At 66.4% G+C, this 10,778-nt stretch carries 11 protein-coding genes; all 11 read left to right on the forward strand.

All coding sequences use genetic code 11. The features are described from left to right. Nucleotides 1–182 precede the first annotated feature (182 nt). The 11 genes from N1F91_RS20875 to lpdA all read left to right on the forward strand — a co-directional run bounded on the left by N1F91_RS20875 (nt 183) and on the right by lpdA (nt 10,618). A complete protein-coding gene (locus N1F91_RS20875) occupies nt 183–1,166 on the forward strand; it encodes a 2-oxoglutarate and iron-dependent oxygenase domain-containing protein (RefSeq protein WP_289995130.1) in 984 nt (327 codons plus the stop codon). Nucleotides 1,167–1,257: 91 nt separating this feature from the next. Continuing rightward, complete coding sequence (gene eno / locus N1F91_RS20880) at nt 1,258–2,532, forward strand: phosphopyruvate hydratase (RefSeq protein ID WP_289995131.1); 1,275 nt, start codon at nt 1,258–1,260, stop codon at nt 2,530–2,532. Nucleotides 2,533–2,669: 137 nt separating this feature from the next. Continuing rightward, nucleotides 2,670–2,996: a septum formation initiator family protein gene (locus N1F91_RS20885; RefSeq protein WP_289995132.1), complete on the forward strand. Its 327-nt coding sequence runs from the start codon at nt 2,670–2,672 to the stop codon at nt 2,994–2,996. A gap of 180 nt (nt 2,997–3,176) precedes the next feature. After that, a complete protein-coding gene (pdhA, locus tag N1F91_RS20890) occupies nt 3,177–4,220 on the forward strand; it encodes a pyruvate dehydrogenase (acetyl-transferring) E1 component subunit alpha (protein WP_289995133.1) in 1,044 nt (347 codons plus the stop codon). 12 nt (nt 4,221–4,232) lie between these two features. Beyond that, the gene (locus N1F91_RS20895) at nt 4,233–4,508 is read left to right on the forward strand and encodes a hypothetical protein (protein WP_289995134.1); all 276 of its coding nucleotides are present in this window, start codon (nt 4,233–4,235) and stop codon (nt 4,506–4,508) included. Nucleotides 4,509–4,538: 30 nt separating this feature from the next. Next, on the forward strand, nt 4,539–5,975 hold the full coding sequence (locus N1F91_RS20900) for a pyruvate dehydrogenase complex E1 component subunit beta (protein WP_289995135.1): 1,437 nt from the start codon (nt 4,539–4,541) through the stop codon (nt 5,973–5,975). A gap of 24 nt (nt 5,976–5,999) precedes the next feature. Beyond that, complete coding sequence (locus tag N1F91_RS20905; protein WP_289995136.1) at nt 6,000–6,623, forward strand: Uma2 family endonuclease; 624 nt, start codon at nt 6,000–6,002, stop codon at nt 6,621–6,623. Continuing rightward, the gene (locus N1F91_RS20910; RefSeq protein WP_289995137.1) at nt 6,624–8,030 is read left to right on the forward strand and encodes a pyruvate dehydrogenase complex dihydrolipoamide acetyltransferase; all 1,407 of its coding nucleotides are present in this window, start codon (nt 6,624–6,626) and stop codon (nt 8,028–8,030) included. A 44-nt stretch (nt 8,031–8,074) separates the two neighbouring features. After that, entirely contained in the window at nt 8,075–8,713 is a 639-nt protein-coding gene (locus N1F91_RS20915; protein WP_289995138.1) for an SGNH/GDSL hydrolase family protein, read from the forward strand. A 95-nt stretch (nt 8,714–8,808) separates the two neighbouring features. After that, nucleotides 8,809–9,078 carry a YdcH family protein gene (locus tag N1F91_RS20920; RefSeq protein WP_289995139.1) on the forward strand — a complete coding sequence of 90 codons (270 nt, stop codon included), beginning with the start codon at nt 8,809–8,811 and terminating at the stop codon, nt 9,076–9,078. Between the two features lie 85 nt (nt 9,079–9,163). Beyond that, nucleotides 9,164–10,618 carry a dihydrolipoyl dehydrogenase gene (lpdA, locus tag N1F91_RS20925; protein ID WP_289995140.1) on the forward strand — a complete coding sequence of 485 codons (1,455 nt, stop codon included), beginning with the start codon at nt 9,164–9,166 and terminating at the stop codon, nt 10,616–10,618. Nucleotides 10,619–10,778 lie beyond the last annotated feature (160 nt).

Raw genomic sequence — 10,778 nt, forward strand, 5'->3', positions numbered from 1 at the left:
ACCGGCTACGTTGGTCATGGCGAAACTCCCTTCCGTTTCGCCCCACGCAAGGGAGAGTGTAACCCGACCGGGCGCGCGTGGCTGCCCGGAGCCGGTAAATTTCTGGTCCAGTCTGTTCCAGAGCGTGAATCGAGGGCGGATTTGGTTAGGATAAGACGACTGCAGTGCCGGAAATTCAAGCCATGTCCGACTTTCCCGTCTTCGATCTGTCCCGCTTCGAACGCGCCGGCCGCGGCGAGCGCGCCGCGTTGGGCGCCGAGGTCGACGACATCTGCCGCTCGACCGGCTTCCTGGCGATCAGCGGTCATGGCGTCCCGCAGACCGTCATCGACGGTGCCTGGACCAGGGCGCGGGCGTTCTTCGACCTGCCGGCCGAAGAGAAGCAGAAGGCGAGGGCGCCCTATGCCGGCTACCCCTACGGCTATCTCGGCCCCGAATCCGAAGCGCTGGCGAAGTCGAAGGGGCAGGACACGCCGCCCGACCTGAAGGAGAGCTTTAACGGCGGCCCGCTCGGCGTTCCCGCAGGCCTCGACGACCCGCAGGCGCTCGCCTTCTGCTACGCCCCGACCATCTGGCCCGACGCGCCGGACGGCTTCCGGCCCGCCTGGGAAGCCTATTACCGGGCCATGGAAGACCTCGCCGCGCGGATCATGCGCGTCTTTGCCGTGGCGCTGAAGCTCGACGAGGACTTCTTCGTGTCCACCATCGACCGCCCGATCAGCGCGCTCAGGGCGCTGAACTATCCCGAGCAGGCGGTGCCGCCGAAGCCCGGCCAGCTGCGCGCCGGCGCTCATACCGACTATGGCAGCCTGACCATCCTCCTGCCCGAGCCGGGCTCCGGCGGCCTGGAGATCCTGACGCCGGAGGGCGCCTGGCGCGCCGTGCCACCGGTGCAGGGCGCCTTCGTGATCAACATCGGCGACCTGATGGCGCTGTGGAGCAACGACCGCTGGGTCTCGACGCTGCACCGCGTCGTCAACCCGGCGCCACGGTCGGACGGCACGACGCGGCGCCAGTCCTTCGCCTTCTTCCACCAGCCCAACTGGCACCAGGAGATCGCCTGCCTGCCGTCGTGCCTGACTGAAGGCGAGACGCCGAGATACGAGCCGGTGCTGTCGGGGCCCTATCTGATGGGCAAGTTCCAGTCGACGGTGAAGGCGGCCTAGGCGCATCGTGCCGGCCGGCTCGCATTGCCTTTTCCGCGTCTTCCGCTAAGAGAAGCCCGACCTTTCCGGACATCTTTCGAGGGAGCCCTCCATGACCGCCATCGTCGACATCATCGGCCGCGAAATCCTTGACAGCCGCGGCAATCCGACCGTCGAGGTCGACGTGGTGCTGGAGGACGGCTCGATGGGCCGCGCCGCGGTGCCCTCGGGCGCCTCGACCGGTGCGCACGAGGCCGTGGAACTGCGCGACGGTGGGCCGCGCTACCTCGGCAAGGGCGTCGAGCGCGCCGTCGAGGCGGTCAACGGCGAGATCTTCGAGGCGATCGGCGGCATGGAGGCCGAGAACCAGATCCATATCGACCAGACCATGATCGAACTCGACGGCACCGCCAACAAGAGCCGGCTCGGCGCCAACGCCATCCTCGGCGTGTCGCTCGCCGTCGCCAAGGCAGCGGCCGAGGCGTCCGGCCTGCCGCTCTACCGCTATGTCGGCGGCGCTTCCGCGCACGTGCTGCCGGTGCCGATGATGAACATCATCAATGGCGGCGCCCATGCCGACAATCCGATCGACTTCCAGGAATTCATGATCATCCCGGTCGGCGCGCCGACCTTCCGCGATGCCGTGCGCTGGGGCTCGGAGATCTTCCACACCCTGAAGAAGGGCCTGAAGGATGCCGGCCACAACACCAATGTCGGCGACGAGGGCGGCTTCGCGCCGAACCTGAAGAGCGCTACGGCGGCGCTCGACTTCATCATGGGTTCGATCGAGAAGGCTGGCTACAAGCCGGGCGAGGAGGTTGCGATCGGGCTCGACTGCGCCGCCACCGAGTTCTTCAAGGACGGCAATTACGTTTACGAAGGCGAGAAGAAGACCCGCGATCCGAAGGCGCAGGCCAAGTACCTTGCGAGGCTGGCGGGCGACTATCCCATCATCTCGATCGAGGATGGCATGGCCGAGGACGACTGGGACGGCTGGAAGATCCTCACCGACATGATCGGCAAGTCGTGCCAGCTGGTGGGCGACGACCTGTTCGTCACCAATTCCTCGCGCCTGCGCGACGGTATCCGCATGGGCGTGGCGAACTCGATCCTCGTCAAGGTCAACCAGATCGGCTCGCTGACCGAGACGCTGGACGCGGTCGAGACCGCCCACAAGGCCGCCTACACCGCCGTTATGTCGCATCGCTCCGGCGAGACGGAGGACTCCACCATCGCCGACCTCGCGGTCGCCACCAATTGCGGGCAGATCAAGACCGGCTCGCTCGCGCGCTCTGACCGGCTGGCCAAGTACAACCAGCTGATCCGCATCGAGGAGGAACTCGGCAAGCAGGCGCGCTATGCCGGCAGGTCCATCCTCAAGGGCTGACCGCAGGCATCCGCCGCGGACTTGGAAGGGTCGCCTCGGGCGGCCCTTCTTCGTTTCGGGACGGCCGCGAGGAACCTTCCGTAACCGCTCGTTAAGCACGCCGCGCTAGAAGAAAGGCAAAGGAAGAACACTCCCCCATGTGGACGCGTCAGCACAAGAAGCGGAACACCGGCCGGTACATCGTGCCCGCCTTCGCGACCCTGTTCCTCGGCTATTTCGGCTTCCACGCCTTCCATGGCGAGTACGGCATCTATTCGAAGTTCCAGCTCGAGGAACGCAAGGCCGTGCTTGTCGCCGAACTCGACCGCAAGCGGGCGGTCCGCGAGGAACTCGAGCAGCGTGTCCAGCTGCTTCGCGACGGCACGATCGAAAAGGACATGCTGGACGAGCAGGCGCGCCGGGCGCTCAACCTGTCTGCTCCGGACGAGATAACGATCATGCGCTCCTTCTCGAATTCGAATTAACCCGATTTCGGTTCATTGTTGATAAGCTGAACGATTTCCGCGATTTACCCGCATGACAGCCATGCAGTTTTCCGCGTGGCCCTAATCGTTCCTCCGTGCTAGCTTTCCTTCATCCAGGGAGGGGAGAGACAAGGCTCGCCTTCCCGTGTCCGCAAAGAAGACAGGATCAGGGAGCAGCGAATGAAGGCGGCGGCGAAAAAGACGTCCCCCAAACCCAGGGCAGATGCCGACGGCGTCGCCGCGGTGAAGACCCCCAGGCCCGTCGAATTCGACAAGGAGCAGGAACTGTCCGCCTATCGCGGCATGCTGCTCATCCGCCGTTTCGAGGAAAAGGCCGGCCAGCTCTACGGCATGGGCTTCATCGGCGGGTTCTGCCATCTCTACATCGGCCAGGAAGCGGTGGTGACCGGTCTTCGCATGGCGATGAAGGACGGCGACCAGATGATCACCGCCTATCGCGACCACGGCCACATGCTGGCCATGGACATGTCGCCGCGCGGCGTGATGGCCGAGCTGACCGGCCGCCGGGGAGGTTACTCCCGCGGCAAGGGCGGCTCCATGCACATGTTCTCCAAGGAGAAGAACTTCTACGGCGGCCACGGCATCGTCGGCGCGCAGGTGTCGCTCGGCACCGGTCTCGCCTTCGCCAATCGCTACCGCGAGAACGACTTCGTCTCGCTCACCTTCTTCGGTGACGGTGCGGCCAACCAGGGCCAGGTCTACGAGAGCTTCAACATGGCCTCGCTGTGGAAGCTGCCGGTGATCTACGTCATCGAGAACAACCGCTACGCCATGGGTACTTCGGTGACCCGCTCGTCCGCCGAGACCGACTTCTCGCATCGCGGCATCTCCTTCAAGATCCCCGGCATCCAGGTCGACGGCATGGACGTGCGCGCCGTGAAGGCTGCGGGCGACCTCGCCCTCGACTGGTGCCGCACCGGCAAGGGGCCGATCATCCTGGAGATGCAGACCTACCGCTACCGTGGCCATTCGATGTCCGATCCGGCGAAGTACCGTTCGAAGGACGAGGTCCAGAAGATGCGGTCCGAGCACGACCCGATCGAGCAGGTGAAAGCCCGGCTGGTCGAGAAGAAGTGGGCGAGCGAAGAGGAGCTGAAGGCGATCGACAAGGAGGTGCGCGACATCGTTGCCGATTCGGCCGAATTCGCGCAGACCGATCCGGAGCCTGATGTCGCGGAGCTCTACACCGACATCCTGCGCTGACGAACCGGTTCGATGAGCGCGATCCCGGATCCAACCGTTCTTCTGCTTGCAGTCGGCGTCGCCGTGCTGTTCGGCTGGTTCTTCTGGTTCGTGATCGCTCACACCTTCGGTACGGTGCGCCACATGTCGCGGATGCTCGACGAACGTTCCGAAAAGCAGCGCGCCGCCATCGCCGGTCCGGTCACCCGGCCGACGCCGCTGTGGCTCGTCGCGATCCGCGTCATTCTCATCGCTACGCTGGTCGGCCTCCTGGCCTACCAGTTCGCAGGCAAGTTCCAGATCCGCTGAACGCGGACGATTTAGATAGGTGAGGACCCCATGCCCGTCGACATCCTGATGCCGGCCCTCTCGCCCACGATGGAAGAGGGCACGCTGTCGAAATGGCTGAAGAAGGAGGGCGACAGCGTCGCCCCCGGCGACGTGATCGCCGAGATCGAGACCGACAAGGCGACCATGGAAGTGGAAGCCGTCGACGAAGGCACCCTGGGTAAAATCCTGGTCGCCGAGGGCACCGAAAACGTCAAGGTGAACACGCCGATCGCGGTGCTGCTGGCCGAGGGCGAGAGCGCGGGAGACGCGGCCCCGGCCAAGCCCGCCGCGCCCGAGGCCTCCGCGAAGCCCGACGCCGACACGCCGAAGGCAGCAGCCGACGACGCCGGCGGCAAGGAGCGCCAGGCGACCGACGAGCCGGCCGACAAAGAAGCGCTGTCGGTTCCCGCCCAGCCGAAGGAGGCGGTCGCCGCCGATCCCGACATCCCGGCCGGCACCGAAATGGTGCCGACCACCGTGCGCGAGGCGCTGCGCGACGCCATGGCCGAGGAAATGCGCCGCGACCGCGACGTCTTCATCATGGGCGAGGAAGTGGCCGAGTACCAGGGCGCCTACAAGATCACGCAAGGGTTGCTGCAGGAATTCGGCGCGAAGCGCGTCGTCGACACCCCGATCACCGAGCACGGCTTTGCCGGCGTCGGCGTCGGTGCCGCCATGTCCGGTCTGAAGCCGATCGTCGAGTTCATGACCTTCAATTTCGCCATGCAGGCGATCGACCAGATCGTCAACTCCGCTGCCAAGACCCTCTATATGTCGGGCGGCCAGATGGGCGCGCCGATCGTCTTCCGCGGCCCCAACGGCGCTGCCGCGCGCGTCGGCGCCCAGCACAGCCAGGACTACGCCGCCTGGTACGGCCACATCCCCGGCCTCAAGGTCGTCCAGCCCTATACGGCCGCCGACGCCAAGGGCCTGCTCAAGGCGGCGATCCGCGACCCCAATCCGGTGATCTTCCTCGAAAACGAGATCCTCTACGGCCAGACCTTCGACGTGCCGAAGCTCGATGATTTCGTCCTGCCGATCGGCAAGGCGCGCATCCACCGCAAGGGCAAGGACGCCACGATCGTCTCCTTCGGCATCGGCATGACCTATGCGGTGAAGGCCGCCGACAAGCTCGCCGAGGAGGGCATCGAGGTCGAGATCGTCGACCTGCGCACCATCCGGCCGATGGATCTCGACACGGTCATCGAGAGCGTGAAGAAGACCAATCGCCTCGTCACCGTCGAGGAAGGCTTCCCGCAGTCGTCGGTCGGCGACCACATCGCCAGCCAGGTGATGCAGCGCGCCTTCGACCATCTCGACGCGCCGGTGATCACCATCTGCGGCAAGGACGTGCCGATGCCCTACGCCGCCAACCTCGAAAAGCTCGCGCTGCCCAATGTCGGCGAGGTGGTCGAGGCGGTGAAGGCGGTGTGCTACCGTCGCTGATCGAAGGTCGGGAGGGACCGCGAAGTGAGCGCATCCGCAACGGACAGGAAGAGGCCGGCCACATACGCCGATCTCGAAGCCGTGCCGGAGCATCTGGTCGCGGAGATCATCGATGGGGTGCTGCGGACTCACCCGCGACCGTCCTTCCGGCATGGTGGAGCGGCAAGCGCCCTGAACATCCGCTTGGGCGGCGCGTTTCAGTTCGGTGGCGGCGGTCCAGGCGGCTGGATTTTCGTCGTTGAACCGGAATTGAGACTGGGCGCGCATGTCCTGGTGCCCGACATTGCCGCGTGGCGGCGGGAGAGGCTGGCAGGCCTGCCCGAGACCAGTATTGCCCAGGTCGCGCCGGACTGGGTGTGCGAAGTGCTCTCCGGTTCGACGGAACGGCGCGACAGAACCGTCAAGTCACGTATCTTCGCTGAAGAAGGCGTTGCGCATTTCTGGCTGATTGATCCGCGTCAGCAAATTCTGGAAGCTTTCGAACTCAACGATGGCCGTTGGCTGAAGCTCGGAGCGTGGGGGTCCGACGATGAAGTCCGCGCCGCGCCTTTCGACGCCATTGCCTTCTCGCTCGCCGACCTGTGGCCATTCGACCGGCCGCTCGGCATGAACGAAGACCCCACGCCCTATTACGCCGGAGACAGATAGATGCCCATCAACATCACCATGCCGGCCCTCTCGCCCACCATGGAGGAGGGCAACCTCGCCAAGTGGCTGGTCAAGGAGGGTGACCATGTCGCGCCCGGCGACGTGATCGCCGAGATCGAGACCGACAAGGCGACGATGGAAGTGGAAGCCGTCGACGAGGGCACGGTGGCGAAGCTCGTCGTGCCGGCCGGTACCGAGGGCGTGAAGGTCAACGCGGTGATCGCGATCCTGGCCGCCGAGGGCGAGGATGCCGGGGCTGCGGCCAAGGGCGGAGACGGAGCCGCGCCCGCCAAGGCCGAGGCGCCCAAGGGTGGGGCGCCAATCTCCCCACCCGTGGGGGAGATGTCGGCGAAGCCGACAGAGGGGGGCGCTGCCCCGCCGAGTTCTCCGTCCGTCACGCCCCCCTCTGCCCTGCCGGGCATCTCCCCCACGAGGGGGGAGATCAGCCAGTCTCGCATCTTCGCTTCCCCGCTCGCCCGCCGCATCGCCAGCGAGGCCGGCGTGGAGCTCTCCGCCATCGAGGGCTCCGGCCCGCATGGACGGGTGGTGAAGGCCGACGTGGAGAAGGCGGTCGCGGGCGGTGCCAAGGCCCCGGCGCAGAAGGCTGCTCCTGCCGCTGCAGAAGCGCCAGCCGCAGCCGCGCCGGCCGCCAGACCGATGTCCGACGACACCGTGCTGAAGCTGTTCGAGGAGGGTTCCTACGACCTCCTGCCGCATGACGGCATGCGCAGGACGATCGCCGCGCGGCTGACCGAATCGCACCAGACCGTGCCGGCCTATTTCGTCTCGATGGACTGCGAGATCGACGCGCTGCTCAAGCTGCGCGCCGAGATCAACGCGGCGTCGCCGATGCTGAAGACCGAGAAGGGCGAGGTGCCCGCCTACAAGCTCTCCGTCAACGACTTCATCATCAAGGCGATGGCGCTCGCGCTGCGCGACGTGCCGATGGCCAACGCCTCCTGGACGTCGACCGCCCGCGTCCGTCACAAGCACTCCGACGTCGGCGTGGCCGTGGCGATCCCCGACGGGCTGATCACCCCGATCATCCGCAAGGCGGAAGCGAAGACGCTGTCCGTCATCTCCAACGAGATGAAGGACCTGGCCAAGCGCGCCCGCGACAAGAAGCTGAAGCCGCAGGAATACCAGGGCGGCACCACGGCCGTGTCGAACCTCGGCATGTTCGGCGTCTCGAACTTCACCTCCATCATCAACCCGCCGCATGCCTCGATCGTCTCGATCGGCGCGGGCGTCGAGAAGCCGGTGGTGAAGAAGGGCGCAATCGTCGTCGCCACCGTCATGACCGCCACCTTCGCCTTCGACCACCGCGTCATCGACGGGGCGCTGGGGGCGGAACTCGCAGCGGCGTTCCAGCGGCATATCGAGAAGCCGATGGGCATGCTGGTCTGACTGAAACCCTCCCCGCAAGGGGGATGGGAGCTCTGGAGCGCCTCATGAAAACCGTCCTCTGCTACGGCGACTCGCTCACCTGGGGCTATTCGGCCGAAGGCCCGTCGCGCCACGCTTACGCCGACCGCTGGCCAAGCGTGCTGCAGGCGGCCCTCGGGCACCAGGCGGTGGTGATCGCGGAGGGGCTGAACGGCCGCACGACGGCCTTCGACGACCATCTCGGCGGGGCCGACCGCAACGGGGCACGGGCGCTGCCCGTTTCGCTCGTCAGCCACGGGCCGCTCGACCTCGTGATCCTGCTGCTCGGCACCAACGACATGAAGCCCTTCGTCTGCGGCCGCGCGATCGGCGCCAAGCAGGGCATGCGACGGCTGATCGACATCGTGCGCGGCACGACCTATCCGCTCGGCGCCGAGGCGCCGGACATTTTGATCGTCGCGCCGCCGCCGCTGAACGAGACGGCAGATCCCGACTTCGCGGCGATGTTCGAAGGCGGCATCGCCGAGTCCGGCATGCTGGCCAGCCTCTATTCCGACCTCGCCGACGATGCGGGCTGCGGCTTCTTCGACGCCGGTTCGGTGGTCGAGACGACGCCGCTCGACGGGGTGCATCTCGACGCGGCCGGTACGCGCGCGCTCGGCAGGGCGCTCGAGCCGATCGTGCGCATGATGCTGGGGCTCTAGCGGACGCGGCGACGATCGAAAGGACCGTTGATCGAAATCAAGGAGCGGCTTGCCTGCGAAGATAGCCTGACGACATCGAAACGGGAGACCAACAGATGTCGCACACACCGCACGAACTGGCCGAGGAGTTTCCGGAGCACGGCGCGCTGATCCACCACATGCGCATGACGGACGGCCATTTCCACCGGCTGGCCAACGAGTATCATGAGGTGAACCGCACGATCCACCGCGCCGAGACCGACGTCGAGCCGATGGACGACCTGCATGTCGCCGAGCTGCGCAAGCGGCGGATGCGGCTGAAGGACGAGATCTACACCATGCTGGTGCGGCACGAGCCGGCGCCGGCGCCCGTGACGGAGGGGTGAGGGCCGAGGGCCTGCGCTTCTCCCGAGACCGGCGGCAGGCAGCGCGTGCTGTCCTTGCCGCCGACCTGTTGAGGAGTGGAAGCGCATGTCCGACACCTATGACGTCATCATCATCGGCGGCGGCCCGGGCGGCTACGTCACTGCGGTGCGTGCCGCCCAGCTCGGCCTGAAGACCGCCGTGGTCGAGCGCGAGCATCTGGGCGGCATCTGCTCCAACTGGGGCTGCATCCCCACCAAGGCGCTCCTGCGCTCCGCCGAGGTACTGCATCTCGCCGAACACGCCAGGGACTACGGGCTGACGCTCGAGGGCCGCATCTCGCCCGATCTGAAGGCCGTGGTCGAGCGGTCGCGCGGCGTCGCCGGCCGCATGAACAGCGGCGTCGCCTTCCTGATGAAGAAGAACAAGGTCGACGTGATCTGGGGCGAGGCGAAGATCACCGGGGCAGGCAATGGCAGCGCCGAGATCGTCGTGTCGAAGCCGTCGAAAAAGCCGATGCTGCCGCAGCATCCCGCACCCAAGAACACCAGGGGCGAGGGCACCTACACGGCAAAGCACCTCATCGTCGCCACCGGCGCCCGCCCGCGCGCGCTGCCGGGCATCGAGCCCGACGGCAGGCTGATCTGGACCTATTTCGAGGCGATGGTGCCGGAGAAGATGCCGAAGTCGCTGCTCGTGATGGGCTCGGGCGCCGTCGGCATCGAGTTCGCGTCGTTCTACCGGACGATGGGCGTCGACGTGACGGTCGTCGAGGTGATGAAGCAGGTGATGCCGGTCGAGGACGCCGAGATCTCGGAACTGGCGCGCAGGCGCTTCGAGAAGCAGGGCATGAAGATCCACCTGGAAGCCAAGGTGGTGAAGGTCGAAAAGGGCGCCGACTCGGTCACCGCCCATGTCGAGATGAAGGGCGGCAAGGTGGAGACCATCACCGCCGACCGCATGATCTCGGCTGTCGGCGTCGTCGGCAACGTCGAGGGATTCGGCCTGGAGGAGGTCGGCGTCAAGACCGAGCGCGGCACGATCGTCATCGATGAATGGTGCCGCACCAACGTGCCGGGGGTCTATGCGATCGGCGACGTCGCCGGTCCGCCGATGCTCGCGCACAAGGCCGAGCACGAGGGCGTCATCTGCGTCGAGAAGATCGCCGGCCTGCACCCGCACCCGCTCGACAAGGCGCTGATCCCCGGCTGCACCTACTGCCACCCTCAGGTGGCGTCGGTCGGTCTCACCGAGGCGAAGGCGAAGGAGGCCGGCCACGAGGTCCGCGTCGGCCGCTTCCCCTTCGTGGCCAACGGCAAGGCTGTGGCGCTGGGCGAGGACCAGGGGCTGGTGAAGACGGTATTCGACGCAAAGACCGGGCAGCTCCTCGGCGCCCACATGGTGGGCGCGGAGGTGACCGAACTGATCCAGGGCTTCGTCGTCGCCATGAACCTCGAGACCACCGAAGAAGAGCTGATGCATGCCATCTTCCCGCATCCGACCCTTTCGGAGATGATGAAGGAAAGCGTGCTCGACGCCTACGGCCGGGCGCTGAACGCGTAAGCCGCCGCCGGCCGCAACGCCTATCCTCCAACCCCACGAAGTGGGGGGGACTCCCCACCGTTTAGCAAGAGGTTTTCTGGGTTGCCCGGGAGGGGTCGAAGGAGGTTCCGGCTTTCAGCATGGCGCAGGCGACGTTGAGGAGGCGGTCGGCGACGGAGCG

The organism is Aquibium sp. ELW1220 (assembly GCF_030398385.1).
In the GTDB taxonomy this organism is placed as follows: Bacteria; Pseudomonadota; Alphaproteobacteria; order Rhizobiales; family Rhizobiaceae; genus Aquibium.